The organism is Bradyrhizobium sp. CCBAU 11434 (assembly GCF_028128895.1).
Taxonomy (GTDB): Bacteria; Pseudomonadota; Alphaproteobacteria; order Rhizobiales; family Xanthobacteraceae; genus Bradyrhizobium; species Bradyrhizobium zhengyangense.
In genome coordinates, this window is record NZ_LBJX01000097.1 from 1 (window position 1) to 24336 (window position 24336).

The following is a 24336-nucleotide window of genomic DNA, read 5'->3' on the forward strand; positions in this document are numbered from 1 at the left end:
ATCTCCGAATCTTCTCTTCGGAGCCAATGAATCACCGTCACCGGTCGGCGGCGAGCGCCTTTTTTCAACAGCCTGCTAGAGACTGCGGAGGCGCAGAAATCTTTTCATGAGGATCTGAAGCAGCGCGCGAGCTTGCGCATTCCACCGGGCTACAAGGATGGGAAGAAACTGCAGGGAGGGCCGGGCGATCTTTTGATTTGGAAGACGATTCTGGCCGAAGGTAAGAGTCGGAACAAGGATTGTGTTTTCGTTTCCGCCGAGGAGAAGCCGGACTGGTGGGTTCGCAATTCAGGTGCGTTTCAACCAAGGGTTGAGTTAATCGAAGAATATCGCTCCACAACCGGCGGGCGCACAGTTCATATTGTCACCCTGTCCAAGCTGCTAGAAATATTTGGCGTGCCCGAAGACGCGGTCAAGAATGTGCGGAAGGCAGAGGAAGCAAACACTGCAAATTGGCTCGCGGCGACGCAAAATACAGCAAATTGGCTGGCGACGACGCAGGCCTTGCAAAGCTTGCCTCAAAGATCTCGAGGTTACAGAGGAAGTCTCGAACGCCGGATCCGTATGGCCGAGCGTCGGCTTCTGGAGTTAGGCGATCCTGAGACGGCATCGCCCGAGCAACGGGAACTAATCGCAGATCTGACTTTACGAAGGCGAAGTCTGCTCAGACGGATGGAGGCGCTTGATAGAGCCGCTGAAGCCCGCGAAGAGGAGGAGGAGGAAGAGGAAAAGTAGGTTTCAACGGCCTCTCGTACGATCGTGGCATATGGGAGTTCGAAAGCACTACCCAATTGTTCTAGCGGAAGACCGGTGACAGTGCACTCAATACACGCAAGTCGTACGTGCGGCTATGCTCGCTCATGGCGGATGGACCAACGCGAGTGGGTTTGGTGCACTGTCACCGTAATTGCCCTTTGGGTATTCGGAGGGTTTTGCTTTGGGCCGGAACGGCGGAGGAGAGATAGCAGGAAAGTAGGGGGAGGGGCAGGGGGCGGGGGGAACGTGTGCGTCGGGGGATTGGTTCGCTCATTCCTGGGCCGATTTCTGTTGCTACCTCAGCACCATAGCCGTAACTCAAGGTTGAGTGGTCAGCTATATCCTACCGGTGCAAGTGAATGAGCAATCACCGATCACTAGAAGAAGAGTTTGAGGCGCTAGTTTATGAAATCTACCAAGCGCTTGATTATAAGCGCGTTGCACCACTGCGCGGAGCCGACAAGGGTTACGATTTTAGGGTCACCTCCCCCGAGGGAAACGTAGTTATCATCGAGGTGAAGCTCTACCGCACGCGAGTCATTTCCCGGACATTAGTCATCAGAGCCGCGATGGCTCTGGAGAACCAGCGTCAAGCCGCCAACGCGCACGAGGCGGTTCTTGTACTCGGTAGCACTTTGAATATTCCGATTGTCAACTTGGGTGCGACGATCGTGGTCGACATGACGAAGCTGCGTGAAATGGTCGCCAAGTATCCCACGTTCGCTGCTCGGCTCGATTCAATCGCCAGGCAGATTTCTCCTATGCCAGCGGGTTACGATGCCGACATCGTGGCTGCTCGGATTCTCGGCGACGCTTACGCGGCTCCAGCAGGGGTGGAAACACCGCCACCCCCCAAAGGCGAAGAGCTTGCGAAAAGTCTTCGCCTTGTAAAAATTGGAAAGGCCGGGGCCCGTCAATTTGAGACCAAGGCTTCCGAGGCGCTGCAATACTTGTTCGCAGAAGACTTCGTGAATTGGGCACTGCAGAAGACCTCGGACTCCGGGGTCCATCGATATGACCTAGTTGCGCGAATTGCCTCCGATCACGATTTCTGGGCCTCAATAGTCAGGTATTTCAAGACATGGTACGTCGTTTTCGAATTTAAGAATCATACTCGCTTTATTACTCAAGGTGAGATCTACAGCACGGAAAAATACCTATTCGTTCCGGCCATGCGATCTGTCGCCTTAGTCATTTCTCGTAAAGGAGCTAACAAAAACGCGAAGGCCATTATGCGAGGCGCGCTGAGGGAAAATGGAAAATTGATATTAAGCCTAAGTCTCGATGACATGTGCAAGATGCTTGAGATGAAGGACGCCGGTGACGATCCCAATACACTCTTATTCGAGAGACTGGACGAAATGCTCATGAAGCTCGAACGGTAGGTAAAGTGCACAATCTTTACGTGAGAGTGTGCGCAGAGATGCGGGGGAGGGGCATCGCGAATGAATTCGCTCGCCATGCTGCCATCGTCGTATCTTCTCGCTAACGCATATGCGCCTTTCCGCGTGCATGAATCAGGGCGTAATCGTAGATTGTTAGGAAGCCGAAGTGAAATATTGAGGGGTAGCCTCATGGCGGATGAATACGGCATCTTGCGTGTTGAGATTGATGGGGCTTGGACTCCCGCTGAGTTTTCGGAGCTCTTCAAGGAGATCGAGGTCCTCAACGAGATCGCATCGTTCGGCGATACCGAGGAATCCGAAGACAATGATAGAATGTGGCTTGGGCTTAATCTTCGCTTTTCAGGGCGACCTTTGAGGTTCGGCCCCGCATGGACAAACGATGAGGCTTTAGAAATTGAAGTAGAAGATTACTACCGTGAAGCGGTCGTCCGACGCTTCGTAACGGATGTCGCCTATATCCCATCACTGCACGTTGCCGCCATTCAGTATGCCAGCCCAGGATTCGTAGACATCGCAGGAGCGGGTCGTATTGTTGGTCATATCTCCAAGTTTATTCTCGGAATTGCAGACCGGTTAATTGCACTGGAGGACAGGCGGCTGGCGAGAGAACAAACAAAGCAAAAGATACTGAAACAAAAAATTGAGAACGCCGATGCACTGCTAAAGCTAGGTACCAAGGTAAACCTGGATATTGATGCCAAGCGACAACTTGTACGTCGCGTGCTGGAGATCGACGAATATTTCCAGAATCAGTTACTCGATCAGAAGATTACATCGGTCAGGGAAATCGTATCCCACAATGACCGCACTGAGATAGATGACCTCTGACAGCCTTACCAACACCACATGTGCTGCTTCCAAATTGGGGAGCGCTGGACTGCACCCAACTCAAATCGCGGCCAGGGCGAGTAAGTGCACTGTCACCGTAGTTCCGGAATGGAGGCGTGCATTTAGGGATGACCGTCTGCTTCTTTAGCTAGCGCCTCGGCATAGCCGGGAGCCTGAGTATACGCGAAGGTGCCCGCACGCCTGGCATCGTGGGTCTCGGCAAGCGTGCCTGGATCGGGCCAACCTTCCTCTACCGATCTGATTCTCATCGCCACGTGCAAAAGATCGTCCGCCCAATTCTTAAAGCTTTCGGCACTTGCTTCGTAGAGCATCTTAACACCAGAATGTGGAATGACGCCATCCGAGGTCAAGTCCGATTTCTTGTTTCGGGTCCGTGATAGGACCTTCACGACATCGCCGCCGAGAGAGGGGCCGATGAGTCCAATACGAGTGAGGTTAGCGAGGTATATCGGCGCATCAAAAGTCGGATAAGTGATGGTCTTTGTCGTGGCGGGCATATTGTTCTTTGCCAGCGCGTCGGCGATCTCCGCGAAACGAGCGGAGGTATTGGTGGCGGTGTGCGCGGCCGCAAGTAATCCGACGATTTCGGACCTGAGTGCCGCAAGTAAGTTGATGCGGTCGGCTTTGATGGTCTTGGCTGCGGCTTGTTCTTCGAGTTCGGCTGCATGAAGGCGAGCCGCTCGATCAAGCTCAGCCTGATTGTTTTGCGATTTTACGAGATTGATAAAGCCTCGTCGGGTCTGCTGGCCGATGATGGCAAGACCAATAACTGCACCAGCTAAGGTGGCAGTACCTGGATCAAGCTTCCATGCGGTTTGGCTTAGTGCCCACGCGACGTTCAGCGCGAAAATTACGAGCGTGGATAGGAGCGCTACCTTGAGCGATATGGGTAGGCGCTTGAGATGATTGAAGTAACGCATTGGAGCACCAGCAGCGGAAAGATGGGCTTGTGGAATTTCCGACTAGATCACCTAGCAAGCCGACGGGAACTACGGTGACAGTGCTGGACTGTCACCGTAGTTCGATGCGCGACGTCTTGAACACGCTTCGGTTAGAGCTTGCTCGCATTGTCATGGTCCTGCCACGTGCGCCAGTCCTTGCTATCGCGCTCCATGGCCTGCATTTGACCGCACACTCCTCCTACTTGCACTCAAAACTCGCCGCGCTCTCCGGATCGCCTTGGCCCTTGTACTGCGCATGTTGCGGATAGGCGCAAAGTGGCCGACTGCGGCCGGGAAAGGCTGGTCCGGTCGCGACCACCGCATCGGGCGCCTTGCCGTCTTCCACCCAGCTCACGACCGCGCTGAGGAGATCGAAATGATCGAGCGTTGCGCCGCTCGAGCAGTGCCCCATGCCGGGCACGAGGAAGGCCCGGCTCGATTTCTCCCGCACCGTCTCCATGCCGCCGGAATCCGCCGCCATGCGCTCGTAGTAGCCAACGGTGTCGTTTGCCGAGAACCAGGGATCGCTCACACCGTGGTAAAACAGCAGCTTGCCGCCATGGCCGAAATAGCTCGAAAGGTTGGTCCAGTAGGCGGTGTTGGCGAGGCGATCCATCCCGCTCGCGTTGACGCGGTCTTCGAGTTGATCGACGTCGATGCTTTCCCAAACAGGCGGTCCGACCGGACTGCGCGCGCCTGTCGCCAGGATGCCGGGAAGGGCAACGCCTTCGGATGCCACGCCGCTGTCCCACGGGAACGGCGGGTAGATGGGCGTGCCGCGCGAATTCTTCGGTCCGGCAAAAGCCTTTTTCAGGGCATCGACCTGCGGCGGCGCCAGGCAGGACTCCTTGACATCGCCGTTGCAGGTGAGGACCGCGGGATCGAATTGACAGGCCTTAGCGTGGAAGATCAGGCCATCCTTGACGCCGTCCTTGGCGTCGCAGGCATCGAGGATCGCGTTGGTGATCAGCTTGCGCTCATCAGCGGAAAAGGCTTTGGCGGGCTCCGGCTTGCCGGACGCATCTTTCGGCGCGATCCGGCTGAAGGCAGCGTTGGCCCAGGCGAGACCGATATTGGAGTTGCCGGTGCGCATCGCAGGCGCGCCGGCGACGATGCCGTCGAATTGTTCGGGATAGCGCGCCGACGCCAGCATGCCTTCGCGGCCCCCGGTCGAGCAGCCCGTGAAATAGGAACGTTTTGCGCCCTGGCCATAGTAATGCGCGACGATCGCCTTGGCGGCGATCGTCACCTTGCCGACCGATGCAGTGGCGAAGTTGAGCGCGGCTTCCTGGTCCTTCAGGAACGAGGCATCGAACACCGCGCCCTGATGACCGCTGTCGGTCGTAACAACGGCAAAGCCGCGCGCCAGCGCCGGCACCTCGCCGGCCGCCTGGAAACCCAGCGGCGGCCGGATCGAGCCGTTCAAACCGCCGCCGCCCTGAAACAGGAACCGGCCGTTCCAGCGATCGGGCAGGGCGACGGCAAAGCCGATCGCGTAGGACTTGCCCTCGAGCCCGACGCGCTGATCGATCACGCCATCGGCGCGGCAGTTTTGCGGAAGCGCCACCGATACGGTGGCCGGCGCCGGCGGCGACGGCTGCACGGTCCCCGGCGGCGCCTCCGGCACCATTTCGGCCTTGGTGACTGACGCCGTCGATCCCGGCATCTTCCAGCCGGCCAAGTCAGCGCATTTGAGCGCGGGCGGTATGTTGGCTGAATCGTCGGCGCTTGCCGGCGAGATCGTAATGACCGTGATGGCCGCGACCAGAGCCAGGCCAGCCATGGCACCATCGAGCGCCAGATTTCCTTTTCGCTGCATCGTTCCCTGCCGTTTTTTGAATTTTATTGCGGTGCACGTCACTCGCGCCGGGCCCGGACGATCTGGTGCACTGATACTGAAACCATCTTGAGATATTCGGGAGGTGCAGTCCAGCGGCGCAGGCTTTCAACCGCGTCAGGCCGATGCGAGCCGCATGGAGCTGATGAGTTGTGTGCAATTCCGGAATTTCGTCGCGCCTCATTCCCTTCGAAGTGTCAGCCTCTCTTGCCGGGGATCGTCTTTCGGCGCTTGGCGTAGGCGCGTCGCGCTCGCTCGCGATTTCCGCAGACCTCGCTTGAACACCACAGGCGGGTTCGGTTCGGGCTTTCGTCGACATAGAACCAGCCGCAACCGTCAGCCTGGCAGCAACCGATGCGCGATGCATCTGCCGACGTCAGAACCGCAGTCAGGGACCACAGGATGGGCCAGAGCGGTTCGGAGAGAGTCCGGCCCGAAAAATTGTGCACATACGGGCCGTCGGTTCGAACGAGGCTCGGCTGCGGCGGAGCTTGCGCGAGCAGAGCATTTACAGATGCCAAGTCGCTGCGCTCGCCCCGGCGTAGCGCATCACAGATGCTCCAGATCTCCGAGCGCAGCGAGAGGAGCTCGGCTTGTGCGGCGGCAGCGGCAGCCGGCTTCTTTTGGGCGATCACTTCGAGCGCCTTGATCGCCTGATGTGACAGGGTTCCCCGGCGGGCACACCAGCCGAGAAAGGCGGTGTAGTCGGGGATCAGCTCCTGCGGATCACCAGATGTCCGCCAATCCAACGTGTTGGCGAAGTCGAGACAGACTCTGCCGCCGAAAAATTGCGTCGCTGCGCGTTGGGGATCCCTTGACATGGCTGAGCCTGCCGGGCCTATATAATGGTCATGACCATTACAACGCAACCCGCGTCTTCGGTAAAGGCGATCTGCTCACGCGCAGGGTTTCGGCGCGGCTTGCTCGCGGCGCTTCCGTTCCTGTTGAGCAATGGTGTGGCTGGCGTGGTCATGGGTGTCGCCTATCGCGGTGTCGGGCTCGGCTTCGTGCCTTCAGTTCTGTTCAGCGTCGTCGTCTACTCTGCCACGGCGCAGGCTGTCACTCTCGGTATGTGGGCCGCGGTCCCGCCGATCATTCCGATGGCGGTGGCCTGTATCGCGACAAACGCGCGATATCTCGTCATGGGCGCTCACCTCTACCAGATCTTCGGCCAACTCAGAAAGCGCATCACGCTGCCGATCCTGTTTCTCCTGGCGGACGCCTCCTGGCTCATGACGAGCGCGGACGCGGAAAGCAACGATGCCGATATCGGGTATCTGCTGGGCGCGAGCGTGCCCATGGCCGTCGGCTGGATGGGAGGGACCGCCCTTGGCTACGGCCTGCCGCTGGCACCGGATGGCCCGCTTTCAGTCGCCGCAGCTTTGCTTCCTGCAGCGTTCATCGTCACCCTGCTGCCGACCCAGTGGCGTGGCGCGCGTTCTGTTCTGCCTTGGCTGCTGTCGGCTGCGGGCGCACTTCTTGTCGGCAGATTCGTATCGCCGAATTGGGCCATGCTGGCCGGCGGCGCGATCGGCACCGGCTTCAGCATGATGCGCGCCGACCATGCTTGACTGGCGTACGCTCGCGGCCATCTGTGTGCTGGGGCTTGTCAGCTATGCCATGCGATCAGGAGGGTTTCTCGCGGGCGGATTGATGCGAGAGGGCAGCGCAATGGCAAGGTTCTTCCAACTGGCTCCCGGGAATCTCTTCGTTGCCTTCGTGGCGGCCGCCTGCCTCGAAGGTGGGCTGGCAAGCATCGTCGGCTGCGCGGCCTCGCTTGCCGTCATGACAGTGACGCGCAAGGAGTGGGCGGCGTTGGCCGTTGGCTTCGCTGCCGCCGCACTCGTCGCCGGCGTGCGTCTTGCGGCGGCAGGCTCTCCCTAATGAGAGAAAGTAAGTTCGTCTGAACCCTTGTCGAGCCAACGCGACTAAGCTGCATGGCTCGGACAAAGACGCTCTTTTTGCTGCTGCTTCTCCTTTTCGGGATTCCTACGCGCGACTGCTCCGCGCATTCGCCGCCGCCGCCGCCATTCGACGAACATGCGCTCGAGCGCGTGCCGCCGACGGTCGTGAAGAGATTGGCGATCCGATTTTCGCTGGGCGCATTCGCCGGCCGCTTCGAGGAGACGCCGCTCGGCGCGGTCCGCAAAGCCGTGGGCGAAGGGACCATCCAACACCAGGGCGACGCTGCAGGCAGCATCTACTGGCTGTGTTATCGGCGCGCGCAGCATCTGATATGGGTGGTGTCCAGCGGAGAGATGGGCGGCCCGGACCATCGCGTCACGGAGATCGTTGAAGAGCTCACCGAGACAGACGCCGGGGCCTCGACCGATTGCGCCATCATCCCGGAAAAATTCTCGCCTGTCGTCTTCGACGGCAAGCTGCATTTGGGCATGTCGCGTCAGGAGATCATCACGGCGTTGGGACCGCCGTCGAAGTCGGAAGCGGCTCAGATGGTGTATTCTCACGCGGGAAAGCTCGCACACGGTTTCGATGAGACCGCTTGGCTCATTCTCGGATTTCGTGAGGACAAGCTCGTGTCCATGCGCGGCGGCAAGACCACGACGAATTGAAGTTGTTGCTGGCAGCGTTCATGCTTCGCGACGGATGCGAGCGAGTCACGTTCGCTCCCGGCCGCATCACACGCCCCAGCTTCTCCTACCACCTTCGGAAGTGCCGTAAGTCCGCAGGTCTCTTGCTGCCCAGCGACAAGACTTGCGGCGATGGTGGCTTTGCCGCGAGCCCGCCAGACATGTGCATGGTCACCAGAATGCGACTTCCAATTGTCGCAACCATAGACTGTAATGCCGCCGGCGGCATGACAGGCGTCTGCCGGAGGAGGTGTGTGAATGGCGACCCCCGCGCAAAATCCGGAAATTCAGCTCGGCTTTGGGGCAAGGCCCCAGGGCAATGCCGTCGCACTGTTCGGCGCGGACATCTTCGTCGTCGGCGCGGACGAACATTCCGACATCCAGCAGTCGCTCTACTCGACCGATTTGGGCTTCGCGTCCACCACGCTTGGCAACAAGAGCTCATGGTCGAACAGCCGGCTCACGCTGCCGAACGGATTTGCGCCGCAAACCAAGGGCGGATGCGCGCTCGCGATCCAGTCCGGCGAAGTCCCGGCCCTGTATTTGTTCTGGAATCAGCCTGATTTGTGGAAGGAATCGAACAACGCCGGCGTCATGGTGAGCTCGCTGACATCTGTCACGCCGCCGCCGGGAAGCTCCAGCGCGCCGACGGACTGGCTCGCCGGCTTCGTGCTATGCGACGAGAACAATCTTCCCTTTGCCCTGCAGGACGGGGCCTCCGTCAGCGCAGTGTCCCTGGGATCGCAGGCATTCCTGGTGGGAATGGTGCAGCCGTTTCCGATCGAGAACGGCAAGCTGATGGATTTCGCAATGGTCGGCGTCTATTACGTGGCCGACCAGCAGCCGACCAAAACCATCACCAGCAGCGCAGGCGTGTTCGGAAGCTGGCCCGCGCGGAACGGCTCGTCGACGGCGCGGAGCGCTGCCGAAATCGGCGCATTGCTGCCTCCGGTGGCCGGCCGCTCGGGCATCAGCCTCGGCAATCGGATCGGCCTCGCGATCGTCCCGCAAGTCAGCGACGCCGATAGCAGCAACAACCTCGCGCGACATGGTGACGGTCCTGACGCTGACCATGGCCGACGCGAACGGATCGAACAAGGCGTCGTTCCAGGTTGCGCTCACCTGGCCGCTTGACGACAACGGCTCGCCGGCTGCGGGACAGCCGGCGCTCGCCTGGTCGAGCCCGGTCGCAACCAAATCTCCGCTCACGGTGCTGCCCGATCCTGCGGGCCGCATCATCGCCTGCGGGTCGTCGGTCACCAGCGAGAAGAACCTGTCGAAGGCCCTGCTGTTCGAGACGTTCTCGACCTACGGGCCGCTCGCCTATGCGAGCCAGTATACCGTGACGGCTTCCTCGGCGGACACGAGCACGCCGGCCAGCATGCTGTTCATCGTCGACACCACCAATCCGGCGCAGTCCACGCCGGAGCCGAACGCGGACGGCACCGGCAATATGACCACCACCTCCTATCAGCTGTTGCAGCTGTTGTTCTATGGCGGGACGACGGTGGCGCAGGTGCAGCCATACGGCACGGCCGAGGTGATCTCGAACTACGCCAACATCTCGCTGTATTCGCCGACGGTGGGACCCGCCGTCGTCGTTACCGGGATCATCGAAGGACCGATCCCGCTGCCTGTCTCGAACATCATCGGTTGGCAGTTCGAAAGCACGACCAACGATCTCGGCTCGGTGATCTACGGAACGTCGCAAGAGAAGAAGGAGCAGGGCGAGCAGAGCTGGAATTTGGGCGGGACCCTGACCACCAACGGGAAGATTGGTGCCGAGGTCGGCGACGAATCGTTTGGCGAGGGCGGCGGCGCGGGCATGGCCTGGGATGCGTCGGCTTCCGGCGGTTACGTCAAGACATGGTCGACCTCGACCTCGAGCACCCTCACGCAGCCGCTCCAGCAGCCCGCAACCGCGAGCGTCGATAAGGGGTCGATGATCGGGAACGGCATTGTCCCCTACGGCACGGTGTTCGCAGCGTCGGGTTCGGTGTCGATCACCAATTTGCGCTTCCTCGACGCAAACAAGAATGTGATCAGCGACGGCACACAGAACGCCACCATCTCGGCCCCGCAGGCACCGATCTTCGCGGTGACGAATCCAAGCACCGGTCAGTCCAACGGTTACGACTACGTGCCGTTCATGGTGACGCCCGGAGATCTCATGACCTATACGATCGACGGGACGCGCTCCGACAGCACGCCCTGCGGCATCAATGCCACGATGGCTGCGCTGACGAAGGGCACAATCACCGACTATTTCGATTCCGTGATCTGGCCGGCCGCGTTCGACTTCGGCGCAGCCGCCGGCGAGCAGTCGCAAAAATATCTCAACTTCTCCTGGACGCTTGGCGGAGTGACCGGCTCCGCTTTCACGGGGCTGCAAACCTCCATGCACAATGGCTCCTGGAATGTCGGCGGCTCGGTCGCGCTCGGTTTCTATTGGGACGCCAAGGCAGGGGTGCCGCTCATCGGTGGAGTCTCGAGCTCGGGCAGCGTCATGCTCGGGGTCAAAGGCGGCTATTCGAGCACCACGATCGACACGAAGACCGCGCAATGGGGCGTTTCATTGCAGCCGTTCAGCGCAACCCCACCGTGGGGGCCACCGAACTGGGGCAATCTGCCTGACAGTGCGAAACTCGCGATCGACCCGGCCTGGGCCAGCAGCGTGATTGCGTCCTACCGCTTCGCGCTGTTGCTGCTGCCCGATCCGCAGCCCGGCGACGCATCCGGACTGAGTCCGGGCTATTGGGTGCAGGAACTGATCACCTACGGCAACTCGAATGCCACGACGGCGAACCCCAGCGCGTTTCTTCCGAACAATATCGATCCCGGCTCTGGTTCGTGGAAGATCGTTTATGTGGTGCTCGAAATCCGGACCTATGAGGACATGAACAACAACACCTACACGTATCGGTACACGGATCCGAACGGGAGATTTACCTAGGCCACGAAATGGCGGCTTGATGAGGCCGTCACTTCACCAGTGTTTCGCCGCGACGCGCTCGCTTCGATGCTCTGCCGCGATTGATGAACTGGACGCCGACGAACTCGCCATTGATCCAGGCGAGCTCGCAGTGTCGGTAGGCCAGGCCGATGGGGGACAGCACCAGGAAAAATTCCTTCTGGCCGATATCCGTCACCGCGCCGTCGATCACCAGCTTCGCCCCCATTTCGGAGACGTCGTGAATCTTGCAGGCGCGCTGCCATGTGCCGTCGATCGCCATGACGCGCGCGTCGAGGGGCCGTTCGAACGCGACGCGCCGGTCCTTGCGTTGCTCTCCCTCGCTCATCGCGCACCCCCGCTGATGATCCCCAAGCGGCGGTCGAGAATGGAGCGAGAAGCTTGATCTTCGGTGAAGAAGGCGGCGGCGGAGACTTGAAATCACGGTGAGATTGCACGCGATCGTTGCGCTGCCGAGCACTACTGACTGTTGCGCGCATCGACCGGGGTGCCAGGTGGCGAGGTGCCCCCTGAACCGCCGGCGAGCCAGGGCGACTAAGTCACATGGCTCACACCCTCAAGACCAATCTCGCGATCGCGAGCCTGCCATCGGCAAGCAAAACGGGGGAGCGGCCCTGACGAGATTGGCATGAAGCGCTGGCTACGAAGGCTTGGACGGATTGCGTGGGTTGCTGCGCTTTGCGGGACGGTCGCGTTGCTTGCGCTTGTGGCCATCTCTCCTCATGAGCCTGACGGTGTGCATCCCGTGCGCTATGTCCTCCGCCACGACGTCAGGTACGTGAGCGAGGACATGGGCCTCGTCCTGCAAATCCTGCTTGGCGTGAACATTGCGCTGGGCCTGGTTGCGGCTGGATGCCATTTCGCGAGCAAGGACCCAGCCGATGGATCCTGGCCAGGCAGGATAGGCGAACCTTAGCCCCTGCAGCATCGACCTTTCCTGCTTCGCCGCTTCATCCGGCGCACAATGTGCGCAGGCGCTGCCTGATCCAGCGATGCGCCGGGTGCTGTTCGGTGCGCTCGTGCCAGACGAGGCCGATGGCAAAGCCGTCGACCGCGAGCGGCGGCTCCAGCACCTGGAGGCGCTCGGCGCGCCCGCGCACCAGCCGCTCCGGCACCGTCGCGATCAGATCGGAGCGGGCGACGAGGTCGGGCACGAACAAAAAGCTCGCCGTCGACACCGCGATGCTGCGCTTGCGCCCGAGCTTGCCGAGGGCCGTGTCGACAGGTCCGTCGAAACCGCCCCCGCGCGGCGAGACCATGACATGCTCGAGCGCGACGAAATCATCGAGCGTGAGGCGTCCCTTCACCGTCGGATGCTGCCGCCGCGCGATCGTGACGTAGCGCTCATGAAACAACCGTCGCGTTCGCAGTGCCGCCGGCGCCGTCGCCGGCGTCATCACGGCGAGGTCGACAACGCCTGATACCATCTGCTGGCCCAGCAGGCTGCCATCCAGCTGGCGAATTGCTAGCTTCAGTTTCGGGGCGCTGACGCGCAGGTCGAGCACCAGCGGAGTGATGATGGCGACCTGCACATAGTCGGAGCAGGCGAGCGCGACGGTGACGTCGGCGGTGGCCGGATCGAACCCGCGTCCCCGCGCCAGCACCCCTTGCACCTGGTCGAGTGCCTGTCGTACCTGCGCCTGCAGCTCCATGGCGCGCGCCGTCGGTGTCAGGCCACGTTGCGCCGGCAGAAACAGCGGGTCGCCGAACAGATCGCGCAGGCGCGCCAGCTGCGCGCTAAGCGCCGGCTGGCTCAGGCCGAGCCGGCGGGCCGATCGCGTGACGTTGGGTTCGGCCAGAAGCGCATCGAGCGCGACAAGCAGATTGAGATCGACCTTCTTGGTATCCATGAAATGGATAGCAGCACCAAGTAAGAGGAATTTCAACGGCTGGATCCGGCGCACTATCCTTCAGCATATCGGCCCGCCGCTTGATCGTGGGTTGAGTGAGGAGACAAACATGCCGACCGTCCGTGTGTCCGTGATGCGCTGCGATCCCAACCAGTTCGCCGAATTCAGGCAAATGATGGCGGAGTCGCTTGACGTCCTCGCGCCTGGCATCCGGCAGATGCGCGGCCTGATCCACTTCTACTCCGGAGAGGATGAGGCTTCGCATGCGCTCGCCCAGGTCAGTCTGTGGCGTACCCCGGAGGATGCCAAGCAGCTTGATACGTTTCAGCCGATGCTTGACCTCGGCAAGGTGTTCACGAGCAAGGGTGCAAGGTTCGAGCGTCCCATCATGAATTACGTGTCGTCGTGGGAAATCGTGCCGAACCACTGATCGGCTGATGTCCGGCCGGGGGAGGAGGCGGGGTTGCCGGCCCAGTGAACCGGGGTGGCGCTCGAGGCGACGAATGCCTGGAAACGAGGTCATTCGTTGTGGAATGGTTCAAGCGATACGTCGTCAGTTGCCTGATCGCAGTGGTCTTTTTCGCCGGCTTCGATGCCTATCGGCGGCCGGGCGAGGACGCGCATTTGGCGACGATCCTAGTCGTGTCTGCTGGCTGGCCTGTCTTCGCTGCGCTGGTCGTGGGCGGTTCGATTGGCGACGCGGTGCACGGCCTGAAGCACGGCAAGGCCGGATGAGCCGCCATGCTTGACGCCTTGCTCGGCTTCGTCTTCGACATCGTCCTGAGCGCGGTCGGGACCCTCATCGCCAAGATGTTCGGTGTGGACGACGCAGCCGAAGCCGGGGGCGTGATCGTCGGCATCGGCATTCTCACGATCGGCTTCGCCATCGCGGTGTGGGGGCACTGAGGAGCGATCGTTGCGAGAACGATCGCTCGCTGTGGCGGCTCTTGCGGCCTACGCCGCGATCCGTTGCTCTGCCGGCGCCGTCAAATATTTCAGCACTTCGGCATGTTCGAGGTCGGGCACCGCGATCGCCGTATGGCTGTAGATCGCATGCGTGCGCGACTTTGCGATTTCGTCCAGGATCTCTTTGCCCTTGATGACGTGAAGGCCCATGCCGTCTCCGGACGGGAAGATCGCCAGCACCACGTCGTAGGCCCTGATGACCGACCTGAGCGCCTCGGCCTTGTCTTCGGCGACATCGACAAACACGCGGACATCGGCTGCGAGTTCACGCAGCTCCTCAAAATTCAGCACTTTTCGGGTACTCCAACGCAACAAGACTGGATGGAGAGTGGATGCGTTGGGTTACCAGAGTCTGAACAACATCCATCAAGATGGAAGTTTCACGTTGAGGTGACGCCTCGTGTGGAAAACTCCCCTCAAGGCACGCGCGGAGCTCTCTTTCGCGGCCTTACGCGCGCCAGCGCATCGGAAGCATGCCGTCCTCCCTGAAACTGCCGAGGAAGGCGAAGCGGTCAGCCTGCGGATTCGGGCGGGCCTCGATCGTCGTACCGAGGACATGCACGAGATCGCGCTCATCATGGGGCGGCCAGGGCGCCAGGCCTGATGCATTGGGGTTCCCGCGCGTCGCAAAATTCACCCAATAGCTCATCATCGCCTCCGCCAGCGCGCGGTCGGCATCATCAGGCGGCGTCGTGCTGCCGATGATCCGCTGCGGCGTCAGCGTGCCGAAGACGAAGGGGATCTCGGTGACGTGCGAGGCGATCGGCGTGTAGGGCGACGTATAGGAAAAATGATAGGCGTAGACGGGTGCACGCGTGCTGGACCGGTGCAGTCGCAGCGCCTGCCAGCACTGCTCGCCGACCACCATGTCGCCCGTGAGCGCGGCGGCCGACGCCCTCGCTTCTGCGTCCGTGTCATCAGGATAGAGCTTTTGGAAATCCGCCATCCGGCCCTCGCCGAATAGCTCTGCTGCCGCGGCACGAAAGGCTTGCGCCGAGTGAGCGGGCAGGGAGAGCGGCATGAAGGGAAATTCCTCCGCGCTGTTCCATCCCGCGAGCAACGGGATATGCATCTGCTCGCCGCGCAGGAAGCGTCGCGCGGGCACATCAGGCACCACGTAACGGTCGATGCTTGGCGAGAAGGCTTGCGTGACGTGATCGCGCGCGAAGCTCCATGGCGCGGCCGCGTTCAACGGTTCGGCCGGCATCGCGCGCAGCGCTGCGATCGATCCGTTGCCGTGCTGACGGACGAAGGCGAGGCCGCGGGCACGGGCTTCGTCAAACCCTTGCAGCGACCCGTGCCGGCCGTCCCAGAACGCTCCGCTCTGGCCGATCGCCTTGTGGAACAGCCCGCGCGCGAGCGGTGAGGCCATCAGGAGGCCGACAGCCATCGCACCAGCGGATTCACCGAACAAGGTGACGTTGCCGGGGTCTCCGCCAAACGCGGCGATGTTGGCTTTGACCCAGCGCAGCGCCGCGAGCTGATCCTGGAGGCCGAAATTGCCCGAGGGCGCCTGCGTATCGAGATCAGGGTGGGCGAGGAAGCCGAAGAGGCCGAGCCGGTAGTTGAAGCTGACGATAACGACGCCCTTCGCAGCCAGCACGCTTCCGTCGGTGGCGGGATTGGCCGACGAGCCGAATTGAAAGCCGCCGCCGTGGATCCACACCATCACGGGCCGCTTCTCGTCGGGCGCCTTCGCCGCCGTCCACACATTGAGCGTAAGGCAGTCTTCGCTGCGCGGTCCGGGCCGCGGATCATGTTCGAGCGATGAGAGCGACGCCGCGCCAAAGTCGAGCGCATCGCGCACGCCGCTCCATGGCGTCGGTGCTTGCGGCGCGCGCCAGCGCAGCGATCCGACGGGAGGTGCAGCGTAGGGGATGCCCCTGAATGCGAGCACGCCGTTGCCGTCTGGCACCGCGCCGCGGACCTGGCCGGCCTGCGTGCGAATGGTTCGGCCCATCCGGGCTGAAGGCATGATCGAGCCGTGCACGGTCGCATCTCCTTGGGTTGACGTGAGGCGAGATCTATCGACTTTGGCGTTGGATGAATTTTTGCATAATCGCAATCGATCGCTAAATTCAGTCAATGATCCGGCAAAAGCTCAGATACCCCTGGCTAGATCTCGATGTGGACGACCGCGCCGCACCTGTCATTGCCGTGCGCGTCGACGCCGACGGGACCAAGGAGGAAGTCCCCGAGCACAGCCATCGCAAGGGGCAGCTGGTGGTGTCGCTCGGCGGCGGCGTCACCTGCCGCGTTCCCAGCGGACTGTGGATGGTGCCACCGCATTGCGCGGTCTGGATTCCGAGCCGCATGCCGCACAGCAATCGCGCCACCGCGAATGCGCGGCTGTTCTTCGTCTATGTCGAGGCGGAGCTGGTCGATCTGCCGGAGCGTTGCTGCACCATCTCGATCTCGCCCTTGCTGCGCGAATTGGTCGTCGAGCTGTCCGATGGCGCGCAGCATGACGAGGCGAGGCGGGAGCGCCTGATCGGCGTGCTGCTTGGCGAGCTGCCGCGCATGCCCGTGCAGCAATTGCATCTGCCGCTCTCGCGTGAGCCGCGGTTGAAGCGCATTGCTGCAGCCTTGGCGGACAATCCCGCGGACCGTCGTACGCTGGCACAATGGGCCGATCACGTCGCGCTCAGCGAGAGCAGTCTTGCGCGCCTCGTTGCGAAAGAGACCGGGCTGACGTTCGGACGCTGGCGTCAGCAGCTACATCTGATCGTCGCGATCCGCGAGCTTGCCGCGGGCGCAAGCGTGCAGCAGGTCTCGGCCGATCTCGGCTATGAATCGGTCGCCGCCTTCATCACGATGTTCAGGAAGGCGCTTGGCAAGCCGCCGGCGAAATATCTCGCCACTGTTGCCCAGGCGACGTAGTCGCCGCGGGGCGCCGGAAACATGACGGAACTCGAGCCGAACTGCTGCTTGCGTTTTCGCCCCTAATGGGCTCTAAGCCCGGCTGCTTCGTGGCCTTCAGGCACGAACAGACGCGGCGCGCGTAGTTTTACCGTTTCCGGGACAAGGCTACAGCGCAGCTCGCGCGCACCCATTCAGAGGAATTCCAGACATGCCGAAGATGACCAAGACTCAGTTGATCGATGCGATTGCCGAGGGCACGCAGCTTGCGAAGAACGACGTGAAGTCGGTCATCGAGTACATGGCGACGGTCGGTTACAAGGAGCTCAACGAGTCCGGCGAGTTCGTTATTCCCGGTTTCGTGAAGATGTCGGTCGTCAACAAGCCGGCGACCGAGGCCCGCATGGGCGTCAATCCCTTCACCAAGGAGCCGATGCAGTTTGCTGCCAAGCCGGCGAGCAAGTCGGTCAAGGCCTCGCCGCTGAAGGTGGCCAAGGACGCCGTCTGATCCGAGCCGCGCGCGCGCCCGGACGGCACGCGGATGGGCGGAGTGAGATGTTGGAAGACGTGATGTCTTCAAAAAGGGGAAAACCCCGCTTGGGGGGAGCGGGGTTTTCTGATGGGGTGAAGCCTTGGGGGGAAGCTTCATTGATAAGACGCGCCAGCGCTGAAAAAGTTCAGCGTGGAATGTTGCACGCCCATCGCCAGCACAACGAAAAAACCCCGCGCTTGCGCACGGGGCTCTCTCGCTGACGGCGTTGGGATTTCAGCGCCTGGCCGCCAGTCGCTCGCCTAACTTAAGGTTGAAAACGCAAAAAGCAACAGCGCCGCGGTGACGGAATATGTTCGTCCATCGCGGCGCTGCCATATGACTGGGCGCTGAAATCCCCAGCTTCCATAGGTCTCGGGCGCGCCGAAAAGGTTCAACGCGACACGCACAGGAATTTTGGCGTGTGGGCTGGACTTTTTGTTCTTATTTTGTTCTAGTGAGTCATCAGCTCAGGAGATGACTCATGACCGTTGAAAAGCAGCGCGAAGTGATCCGGCTCTGGAACCAGCTCAGGAAGGTCGAGGGCCCGGCCGCAGAGGAAATCCGCATCCAGATCCTGGAATGCTTTGCGGAGAGGGGCAACGCCAAGCGCGCGGCGGCTTGAGCACCTCCGCTCGAGGCGATGACGATCTTACGTGACGGCGCGTCGCTTCATCGCTCGTTAGGAAATGCTTCCCACTGATTGACTCGCCTCCGATTCGTTCTTCGAGAACGAAATGGAGTCGGATGCAGAACAGGTCGTGTGTGTCCGGGCCTCAGCGCGCGGCCCTGTGCCAACACGAGTCAGCGCGATGCTCCGCACCACGGTGTCGTCATTGCGGTCGCCGCAAATCAATGATCGACGACATGGCGGGATCGCCTGCTTGCGGCGGTTTGTCGCTCATTCGCATGCAAATGATTTGTTAAGACCTGTTCCGCGCGATTTCGTTGATTCCGATTCGTTCTTTTGAGAACGAAATGCAGGCGAAGCTGGAACAAAGATGGTCGGCGGACCGCAACAGGCGGCAAGCCTCTGTCTCGACGCTCTCCGCACGCCGCGCTATCGTCGCTGGGACGGCAGGCGCATCCATGAAGAACGGGCTCTACTCCATCCACATCCGCATGCTCGACGGCGTGAAGGGCCGCGACAGCGGCGTGTTGATCCTGCGCGATGGCGTCCTGCTCGGCGGCGGGCCTTACTTCTGGTCACGCGGGTCCTACACGTCAGGCAATGGTACCTGGAAGGGCGAGCTTGCCACCAACCAGCATTCGCCGTTTGCCGATCCGCTTGCCAGGCCGCTGTTTGGCGGCGCCGAGGCGACCAGCGGATTCTCGGGGATGTTCACCGAGGAGGGGGCCGAAGTATACGGCACCGTGCTGGTCGCCGGCCATCGCAGCCTCGGCTTTAGCGCGACGCTGAAGTGGCTCGCCGACGTCTGAAGCGCTCGCGCGATCTCCTAACGAAAGCTTGCCGCCCTCGCGATAACCCTATTCGGTTAGGTTAAAAGCCCAATCGCGTTGCGTCGTCTGCGCGTTGGGGTAGGTGTCTGGCAAAGACAACAAGAAAACCTATTATTGCCATGACACCCTTTTTAGAACCGTCATTTTATCAGGGCGACCGCCAGACTTATCGCCGTGTCGCCGTCGTCGGCGCGCTGTTCTGTCTCGCCTTCGTGGCGATCAGCGTTTCGCTGCGGCCGCAGGACGAGGACACGCGCGTCGCGCTCAAGGCCGACCGGCTGGTGCGCACCGCGGGTCACGCGCCGCCGGCGAATTAGCGTTTACTGCGGTAGGTCTCGTCCTCGGCGGAATTGCGCGAGCACGCAGCGCCGCTTGTTGCGAGCGCCACGAAGCCGGCATAGCCGGACAGATTGAGCAAGACTTCGAGCCAGACGGGCATGATGAGCCTCCTCTTGCGGGGAGACGATTTCAACCCGCGCGCGAGGCGCTTGTTCCGCCGCTTGCGAGGAAACGCCGCTCAAAGCGGCGAGGTGGGATCGAGCCGCCGGCCGAGCGTCGCAACCGATTCCGTGGACGGCGATGATTTGAGAAACTCGGCGATGGCGCGGGCGAGCTCGCCGTCGCTCATCGGCGTTGGCGGCGGGCGGAGCGCACCGACGCCGAAGCTCCGGACGATCTCGTCGTAGTGCTGCGTGTTGGTTGTGGGAACGAGCCTGCGGATGCGGGCGAGCAAAGCGGATATCGGCAATCTTGTCTCCTCGGCCTCCCGCCCCGTTGGCAGCCGTTGATGTCTGCTGCCATTCTTGTCCGCGAAATTGAAAACCCCGCCAGCACCGCGGAGATGCTGACGGGGTCTTCATGCTCTTGCCCCACCCGGATGGCGGAGGCCTTCGCATGTACAGCATCAATCCACCGCCCGCCAAATCGTTCCATCCGCCGCGAGATTATTTCTGCCCGCTGCGGTTCCATCCGGAGCGAACCTTTGCCGTCAGCTCGCGTTGTCCGCCCAGATGCGAAGGAGGAGATCATGAAAAAGACACTCGCAATCCTTGCCACCGTCGCCGCCGTCGGCGTGACCGCGGTTGCGGCCCCTGCACAGGCGCGCGGTATTGGCCCGGGCCTCGCGTTCGGTCTCGCCGCCGGTGCGATCACAGCCGGCGCCGTCGCCGCGTCCCATCCGTACGGCTATGGCTATTACGGCCCGGGCTACGGCTATTACGGCGGCCCGGCCTATTATGATTACGGCCCTGGCCCGTACGCCTATTATGGCGGGCCGTATTACCGGCACCATCGCTACTACCGTCATTGGTAACGGTGGAGGAATCGAAAAGCCCGGAGCGATGCTCCGGGCTTTTTTCGTTGGCGCCTGTCCCGCGCGATGCGCTCACGGCCAGAGCGAGGGCCGTTCCACCTTGCGCGCGTTCTCCAGCGTCGAGACGAAATACTCTTCGCGCTCGCGCTTGAATTTCTCTTGCGTGGCACGGAAGGCGGCGACACGGGCGGCGATCTCTTCGCGTTCGCGGATCTTGCGTTGTTCGTCCTCGGTCATGTCAAAATCCCCACTACACCTGAGTATGTGTGCACTTGTGAACTCAAGCACTGCCGCCGCAATCACGTTGAGTCGCGTCAACACATGCATTGGCGCTTCTGATTGGGGCGTCAATGGGGAGGAGGCATTGCAGGATTGTGATAAGCGAGGGTCGGAAAAAATTGCCGCCCTGTCGTTGCAGAACTCTTGCACGCCGGTGGATAAGAGCGTCAACAATCTTGCCGCTTGCACATGTTGCAGCTAGCGCGAAATTGAATCGGGAGGCGGCGCGTGATTGCAGAAAATCTTCAGAGCGGCGTCGAACGGCTCGACGACATGATCGCGCGCGCAAAAATCATCGTGCCGTTCACCGGCGCGGGCATCTCGACTGAATGCGGCATCCCCGACTTCCGCTCGCCGGGCGGAATTTGGACTCGCAATCGTCCGATCCAGTTCGACGAGTTCGTCGCAAGCCAGGAGGCGCGTGACGAGTCCTGGCGAAGGCGCTTTGCGATGGAGGAGGTGTTTTCCGTAGCCAAGCCCGGACGCGGCCATCGCGCGCTCGCCTCGCTGCATCGTGCCGGCAAGATCCCGGCGGTCATCACCCAGAACATCGACAATCTGCACCAGGCCTCGGGCTTCGCGGCCGATCGCGTGATTGAACTTCACGGCAATACCACTTACGCGCGCTGCATCGGATGTGGGCAGACCTACCAGCTCGACTGGGTGAAGCGCCGGTTCGACGCGGACGGTGCGGCGCCCAACTGCACTGCCTGCGACGAGCCGGTCAAAACCGCAACGATCTCATTCGGTCAGGCGATGCCCGAGGATGAAATGCAACGCGCGACCGAGCTGGCGCAGGCCTGCGATCTGTTCATCGCGATCGGTTCCTCGCTCGTGGTGTGGCCGGCGGCCGGCTTCCCGATGATGGCGAAGAACTCGGGTGCACGTTTGGTGATCATCAATCGCGAGCCGACCGAGCAGGACGACATCGCCGACCTCGTCATCCGCCACGACATCGGCGAAACGCTCGGACCCTTTGTCGGCAATTGAGGCGTTAGTTTGATTCGCGGCTGTGCAAGCTGTTCATAGGTTCCGCCGAATCTCTTTTTTATCTATGCGTCTCAACCGGGAGTGTTATCTTTTGAGTCGAAAGATTCGCGTCGCGTCGAGGTGAGAAGATTCTCTTAAGACGCGTGATTCGAGCACCGCCAATGTGGCGGGTTGCATGGCAGTTGCGGGGTCCGGGGTTATGGGGTCGTCGGACGGATTTGAGTCCAAGAAGCTGGGAGTTCCCGCGTCGGGCGAGCACGGCGCCGGTCGCGACAATGCGCTCAGTCCTTTCACCGGGCTAGGTGAGGGCAGCGCCAACCTCGTCGAGGTTCATGGCGTCATCAAATGGTTCGATGCATCAAAGGGCTACGGCTTCATCGTCCCCGACAATGGCTGGCCCGACGTCCTCCTGCACGTTACCGTGCTTAGACGCGACGGCTTCCAGACCGCCTATGAGGGTGCCCGCATCGTCGTCGAGTGCATCCAGCGCGCCAAGGGCTACCAGGCCTTCCGCGTCGTCTCGATGGACGAGTCGACCGCGATCCATCCGGCGCAGATGCTGCCGCCGCGCACCCACGTCACGGTGACCGCGACCAGCGGCCTCGAGCGGGCCCAGGTCAAATGGTTCAACCGGCTGCGGGGCTTCGGCTTCCTGACCTGCGGCGAGGGCACGCCCGACATTTTCGTGCACATGGAGACGCTGCGCCGTTTCGGCATGACCGAGCTGCGCCCGGGCCAGTATGTGCTGGTTCGCTTCGGGCCCGGCTCCAAGGGGATGATGGCGGCCGAGATCCATCCGGAGACCGGCTCGCCGGGTCTCCAGTCGCACTAGAAGCTTCAAATTTCCGTATTGGTGGGCAGAAGCGCGCGGGGTGGCCTGCGCGCTTCTGGCTTTTGGGGCGGTGGCCGCGTAAGGATGTCGCAATCCGTAACCGTTGGGCCAGTCATTGTGGTCCTGACTTTCTTGCCGCATTTCCTGCCGAGTATCCCCGCCATGAGCTTTGATCGAAAGGCCGTCCGGTCCGTTGCCCGGGGCTTTCTTGCCGCCGCTCTCGTCATTGTCGGCTTCGCCGTCGCCGGCGCTCCCGTTCGCGCCGCCAGTTTCCAGCCGCTCGAGATCGTCACCAAGAACGGCGTCCAGGTGTTCTCGGTGGAGATGGCGACCACGGATGAGGAGAAGCAGACCGGGCTGATGTACCGCAAGGAATTGGCTGACGGCAAAGGCATGCTGTTCGACTTCAATCCCGAGCAGGAAGTGTCGATGTGGATGAAGAACACCTATGTGTCGCTCGACATGATCTTCATTCGCGCCGACGGCCGCATCCTGCGCATCGCCGAAAACACCGAACCGCTTTCGACCAAGATTATCTCGTCCAAGGGGCCCGCCCGGGCCGTCCTTGAGGTGGTGGCGGGAACAGCGCAGAAATACGGTATCCGCCCCGGCGATCACGTCGGACACCCCTTGTTCGGCAGCAAATAGGTCGGGTAGGGCTATTGCGGCCCGGCCCGGTAAATCCGGGAGGTATCCTGTCGGCGGCTTCGCTTGCCTGGCGGCTTGGAAAGCTTGATGCCCCCCCGGGAAGCGTGTATCGACGGGGCTCGCCGGACATTCGGGGTATAGCGCAGCCTGGTAGCGCGGCAGTTTTGGGTACTGCAGGTCGTTGGTTCGAATCCAGCTGCCCCGACCAGTCCGGGCGTGGACCCTCTTCATCCCCAGAGATCCAAGAGCGCTGACACAGGTTAGCCGACCGCACACGTTGGCCTGGCTCAGCGCGTCCTCGACGACGCTGCACTCCATCGCCTCTCGACCTTTGGGCGTCAAAGGCGCATTCTTGTGGACGTTCATCTGGTCTTTCCTTGGAACGTTGAAGCTTCGCAACCTCAGCTTCCTAGGTTCAGACCAGATGGACAACCTTCTGAAACACCAAAGCTAACGCGCGCAGAATGACCAAAGCCTCATCGAACCTTTGGACGTCGCCATAGACATATCGGTGTTGGGGATTTCAGCGCCCAATGCCTAACGGACGCCGCCAAGCGAGGATACTCCGCTTGCGCGGCGTTGCGCTTTTCGGGGCTTTTAGCCCGAGGCGTACCAGCCCGCCGGAAACGGGATCAGCGGCCAGACCGGATGATTGTCGTTGACAGCCTTTGGCGATTGATCCGGCGGCCGCATAGCGACCGGTGTCGGGGGCGGCGAAGCCATTGCCAGCCGCAAATAGGCACATTGCAAATTCATGATCGTCGACCCGCGCAGTCAGTCGCTTGAAAAAATCAGCCTGAAATCAGCCCCGGTGCGCTCTTCGGAAACGGCGCATTCATTCTCAAATTGCGCATGCATCTTAGGAAAGATGGGCAGGCGTTTCAACTGGCAACGCGGCCTTCCGACGACGGGTAAGGTTGATCGGTTAGGTTAAGCGCGGACCATCGTTGCGGTCATTTTGGCCGATGATATCAACTGGTCCCGGCCCGCGACGACGCCCAGCAGCGGCTCACACGAGATCACATTCGCCGCGGTGTTTCGTTTCGCGCGAGTTGTCCGTCATGGCTTTCGATCTCACCACGAAAACATCCCGCCAACGGCCGACCTGGACCGAGATCTGGCATCTCTGGACCGTCATCGTGCCGCGCCGCTCAATCAATGGGCAGCTCGTCTACGGCAAGGTCTGGCGTCGTCACGACGGCCGCGACTGGATCTACAAGAAATTCACCGAGTATGACGGCGAGGCGGCGGCCTGAAAC

The 24336-nt window shown here is 61.4% G+C and carries 32 protein-coding genes, 1 tRNA gene and 1 pseudogene; 22 read left to right on the forward strand and 12 right to left on the reverse strand.

The window, feature by feature from the left end; genetic code table 11:
* Positions 1–72 precede the first annotated feature (72 nt).
* The 3 genes from XI06_RS28015 to XI06_RS28025 all read left to right on the forward strand — a co-directional run bounded on the left by XI06_RS28015 (position 73) and on the right by XI06_RS28025 (position 2990).
* The gene (locus XI06_RS28015) at positions 73–735 is read left to right on the forward strand and encodes a PIN-like domain-containing protein (RefSeq protein ID WP_271607062.1); all 663 of its coding nucleotides are present in this window, start codon (positions 73–75) and stop codon (positions 733–735) included.
* Between the two features lie 380 nt (positions 736–1115).
* Positions 1116–2141, forward strand: coding sequence for a restriction endonuclease (locus XI06_RS28020; protein ID WP_271607007.1), 1026 nt, complete (start codon positions 1116–1118; stop codon positions 2139–2141).
* A 60-nt stretch (positions 2142–2201) separates the two neighbouring features.
* Positions 2202–2990 carry a hypothetical protein gene (locus XI06_RS28025; RefSeq protein WP_271607008.1) on the forward strand — a complete coding sequence of 263 codons (789 nt, stop codon included), beginning with the start codon at positions 2202–2204 and terminating at the stop codon, positions 2988–2990.
* A 122-nt stretch (positions 2991–3112) separates the two neighbouring features.
* On the opposite strand, the gene XI06_RS28030 is transcribed toward XI06_RS28025, so the two are convergent.
* The 4 genes and pseudogenes from XI06_RS28030 to XI06_RS28040 all read right to left on the reverse strand — a co-directional run bounded on the left by XI06_RS28030 (position 3113) and on the right by XI06_RS28040 (position 6610).
* Positions 3113–3931 carry a hypothetical protein gene (locus XI06_RS28030; RefSeq protein WP_271607009.1) on the reverse strand — a complete coding sequence of 273 codons (819 nt, stop codon included), beginning with the start codon at positions 3929–3931 and terminating at the stop codon, positions 3113–3115.
* A 220-nt stretch (positions 3932–4151) separates the two neighbouring features.
* Positions 4152–4568 (reverse strand): tannase/feruloyl esterase family alpha/beta hydrolase, encoded by a 417-nt coding sequence (locus XI06_RS44010; protein WP_442869481.1) that lies wholly within the window; start codon positions 4566–4568, stop codon positions 4152–4154.
* 126 nt (positions 4569–4694) lie between these two features.
* Positions 4695–5771: pseudogene (locus tag XI06_RS28035) on the reverse strand (tannase/feruloyl esterase family alpha/beta hydrolase); the annotation flags it as partial.
* A 215-nt stretch (positions 5772–5986) separates the two neighbouring features.
* Positions 5987–6610, reverse strand: coding sequence for a CGNR zinc finger domain-containing protein (locus tag XI06_RS28040; protein WP_237869146.1), 624 nt, complete (start codon positions 6608–6610; stop codon positions 5987–5989).
* A 24-nt stretch (positions 6611–6634) separates the two neighbouring features.
* On the opposite strand from XI06_RS28040, the gene XI06_RS28045 reads away from it, so the two are divergent.
* From XI06_RS28045 to XI06_RS28065, 5 genes are all read left to right on the forward strand, one after another.
* Complete coding sequence (locus tag XI06_RS28045; RefSeq protein WP_271607011.1) at positions 6635–7360, forward strand: AzlC family ABC transporter permease; 726 nt, start codon at positions 6635–6637, stop codon at positions 7358–7360.
* Positions 7353–7673, forward strand: coding sequence for an AzlD domain-containing protein (locus XI06_RS28050; protein WP_271607012.1), 321 nt, complete (start codon positions 7353–7355; stop codon positions 7671–7673). The genes XI06_RS28045 and XI06_RS28050 overlap by 8 nt, the downstream gene beginning before the upstream one ends.
* A 53-nt stretch (positions 7674–7726) precedes the next feature.
* A complete protein-coding gene (locus tag XI06_RS28055; protein ID WP_271607013.1) occupies positions 7727–8362 on the forward strand; it encodes a hypothetical protein in 636 nt (211 codons plus the stop codon).
* A gap of 276 nt (positions 8363–8638) precedes the next feature.
* Complete coding sequence (locus XI06_RS28060) at positions 8639–9514, forward strand: hypothetical protein (protein ID WP_271607014.1); 876 nt, start codon at positions 8639–8641, stop codon at positions 9512–9514.
* Positions 9453–11333, forward strand: a complete 1881-nt coding sequence (locus tag XI06_RS28065) for a hypothetical protein (protein ID WP_271607015.1) — start codon at positions 9453–9455, stop codon at positions 11331–11333. The genes XI06_RS28060 and XI06_RS28065 overlap by 62 nt, the downstream gene beginning before the upstream one ends.
* A 28-nt stretch (positions 11334–11361) precedes the next feature.
* On the opposite strand, the gene XI06_RS28070 is transcribed toward XI06_RS28065, so the two are convergent.
* Together XI06_RS28070 and XI06_RS28075 are read right to left on the reverse strand one after the other, a co-directional pair.
* Positions 11362–11679 (reverse strand): PilZ domain-containing protein, encoded by a 318-nt coding sequence (locus XI06_RS28070; protein ID WP_237862538.1) that lies wholly within the window; start codon positions 11677–11679, stop codon positions 11362–11364.
* A gap of 622 nt (positions 11680–12301) precedes the next feature.
* Entirely contained in the window at positions 12302–13237 is a 936-nt protein-coding gene (locus XI06_RS28075; RefSeq protein WP_333909373.1) for a LysR family transcriptional regulator, read from the reverse strand.
* Positions 13238–13310: 73 nt separating this feature from the next.
* Between XI06_RS28075 and XI06_RS28080 the strand changes: the two genes are divergently transcribed.
* The 3 genes from XI06_RS28080 to XI06_RS28090 all read left to right on the forward strand — a co-directional run bounded on the left by XI06_RS28080 (position 13311) and on the right by XI06_RS28090 (position 14107).
* Positions 13311–13631, forward strand: coding sequence for a hypothetical protein (locus tag XI06_RS28080; RefSeq protein ID WP_271607016.1), 321 nt, complete (start codon positions 13311–13313; stop codon positions 13629–13631).
* Positions 13632–13729: 98 nt separating this feature from the next.
* Positions 13730–13936: a hypothetical protein gene (locus XI06_RS28085; RefSeq protein WP_237862534.1), complete on the forward strand. Its 207-nt coding sequence runs from the start codon at positions 13730–13732 to the stop codon at positions 13934–13936.
* A 6-nt stretch (positions 13937–13942) separates the two neighbouring features.
* A complete protein-coding gene (locus tag XI06_RS28090; protein ID WP_271607017.1) occupies positions 13943–14107 on the forward strand; it encodes a hypothetical protein in 165 nt (54 codons plus the stop codon).
* A 48-nt stretch (positions 14108–14155) separates the two neighbouring features.
* On the opposite strand, the gene XI06_RS28095 is transcribed toward XI06_RS28090, so the two are convergent.
* Together XI06_RS28095 and XI06_RS28100 are read right to left on the reverse strand one after the other, a co-directional pair.
* The gene (locus tag XI06_RS28095; protein WP_237862532.1) at positions 14156–14458 is read right to left on the reverse strand and encodes a hypothetical protein; all 303 of its coding nucleotides are present in this window, start codon (positions 14456–14458) and stop codon (positions 14156–14158) included.
* A gap of 157 nt (positions 14459–14615) precedes the next feature.
* Positions 14616–16157 (reverse strand): carboxylesterase/lipase family protein, encoded by a 1542-nt coding sequence (locus XI06_RS28100; protein ID WP_271607018.1) that lies wholly within the window; start codon positions 16155–16157, stop codon positions 14616–14618.
* Positions 16158–16255: 98 nt separating this feature from the next.
* Between XI06_RS28100 and XI06_RS28105 the strand changes: the two genes are divergently transcribed.
* The 5 genes from XI06_RS28105 (at position 16256) to XI06_RS28125 (ending at position 19333) form a co-directional block, all read left to right on the forward strand.
* A complete protein-coding gene (locus XI06_RS28105; protein WP_271607064.1) occupies positions 16256–17047 on the forward strand; it encodes an AraC family transcriptional regulator in 792 nt (263 codons plus the stop codon).
* Between the two features lie 190 nt (positions 17048–17237).
* Positions 17238–17534 carry an HU family DNA-binding protein gene (locus tag XI06_RS28110; protein ID WP_128962535.1) on the forward strand — a complete coding sequence of 99 codons (297 nt, stop codon included), beginning with the start codon at positions 17238–17240 and terminating at the stop codon, positions 17532–17534.
* Between the two features lie 505 nt (positions 17535–18039).
* A complete protein-coding gene (locus XI06_RS28115) occupies positions 18040–18180 on the forward strand; it encodes a hypothetical protein (RefSeq protein WP_237862530.1) in 141 nt (46 codons plus the stop codon).
* Between the two features lie 464 nt (positions 18181–18644).
* Positions 18645–18995, forward strand: coding sequence for a GrlR family regulatory protein (locus XI06_RS28120; RefSeq protein ID WP_271607019.1), 351 nt, complete (start codon positions 18645–18647; stop codon positions 18993–18995).
* Positions 18996–19135: 140 nt separating this feature from the next.
* Entirely contained in the window at positions 19136–19333 is a 198-nt protein-coding gene (locus tag XI06_RS28125) for a hypothetical protein (RefSeq protein ID WP_237862528.1), read from the forward strand.
* On the opposite strand, the gene XI06_RS28130 is transcribed toward XI06_RS28125, so the two are convergent.
* Together XI06_RS28130 and XI06_RS28135 are read right to left on the reverse strand one after the other, a co-directional pair.
* Positions 19330–19455, reverse strand: a complete 126-nt coding sequence (locus XI06_RS28130; RefSeq protein WP_271607020.1) for a hypothetical protein — start codon at positions 19453–19455, stop codon at positions 19330–19332. The two genes, XI06_RS28125 and XI06_RS28130, sit on opposite strands and share 4 nt — an antisense overlap.
* A 78-nt stretch (positions 19456–19533) precedes the next feature.
* Entirely contained in the window at positions 19534–19764 is a 231-nt protein-coding gene (locus tag XI06_RS28135; protein ID WP_237862527.1) for a hypothetical protein, read from the reverse strand.
* 279 nt (positions 19765–20043) lie between these two features.
* On the opposite strand from XI06_RS28135, the gene XI06_RS28140 reads away from it, so the two are divergent.
* Complete coding sequence (locus tag XI06_RS28140) at positions 20044–20328, forward strand: hypothetical protein (protein ID WP_237862526.1); 285 nt, start codon at positions 20044–20046, stop codon at positions 20326–20328.
* 72 nt (positions 20329–20400) lie between these two features.
* Here XI06_RS28140 and XI06_RS28145 read toward each other — a convergent pair whose 3' ends face one another.
* Positions 20401–20565 (reverse strand): hypothetical protein, encoded by a 165-nt coding sequence (locus XI06_RS28145; RefSeq protein ID WP_164933808.1) that lies wholly within the window; start codon positions 20563–20565, stop codon positions 20401–20403.
* Positions 20566–20835: 270 nt separating this feature from the next.
* Here XI06_RS28145 and XI06_RS28150 point away from each other — a divergent pair, with 270 nt between their 5' ends.
* The 4 genes from XI06_RS28150 (at position 20836) to XI06_RS28165 (ending at position 23285) form a co-directional block, all read left to right on the forward strand.
* Positions 20836–21597, forward strand: coding sequence for an SIR2 family NAD-dependent protein deacylase (locus tag XI06_RS28150; protein WP_271607021.1), 762 nt, complete (start codon positions 20836–20838; stop codon positions 21595–21597).
* Positions 21598–21796: 199 nt separating this feature from the next.
* On the forward strand, positions 21797–22429 hold the full coding sequence (locus XI06_RS28155; protein ID WP_237862583.1) for a cold-shock protein: 633 nt from the start codon (positions 21797–21799) through the stop codon (positions 22427–22429).
* A 162-nt stretch (positions 22430–22591) separates the two neighbouring features.
* Complete coding sequence (locus tag XI06_RS28160) at positions 22592–23077, forward strand: DUF192 domain-containing protein (protein ID WP_271607022.1); 486 nt, start codon at positions 22592–22594, stop codon at positions 23075–23077.
* Positions 23078–23208: 131 nt separating this feature from the next.
* A tRNA-Pro gene (locus XI06_RS28165) sits at positions 23209–23285 on the forward strand.
* A gap of 389 nt (positions 23286–23674) precedes the next feature.
* On the opposite strand, the gene XI06_RS28170 is transcribed toward XI06_RS28165, so the two are convergent.
* A complete protein-coding gene (locus tag XI06_RS28170) occupies positions 23675–23833 on the reverse strand; it encodes a hypothetical protein (protein WP_237890054.1) in 159 nt (52 codons plus the stop codon).
* 305 nt (positions 23834–24138) lie between these two features.
* On the opposite strand from XI06_RS28170, the gene XI06_RS28175 reads away from it, so the two are divergent.
* Positions 24139–24333, forward strand: a complete 195-nt coding sequence (locus tag XI06_RS28175) for a hypothetical protein (protein ID WP_271607023.1) — start codon at positions 24139–24141, stop codon at positions 24331–24333.
* The last annotated feature ends 3 nt before the right edge of the window (positions 24334–24336 follow it).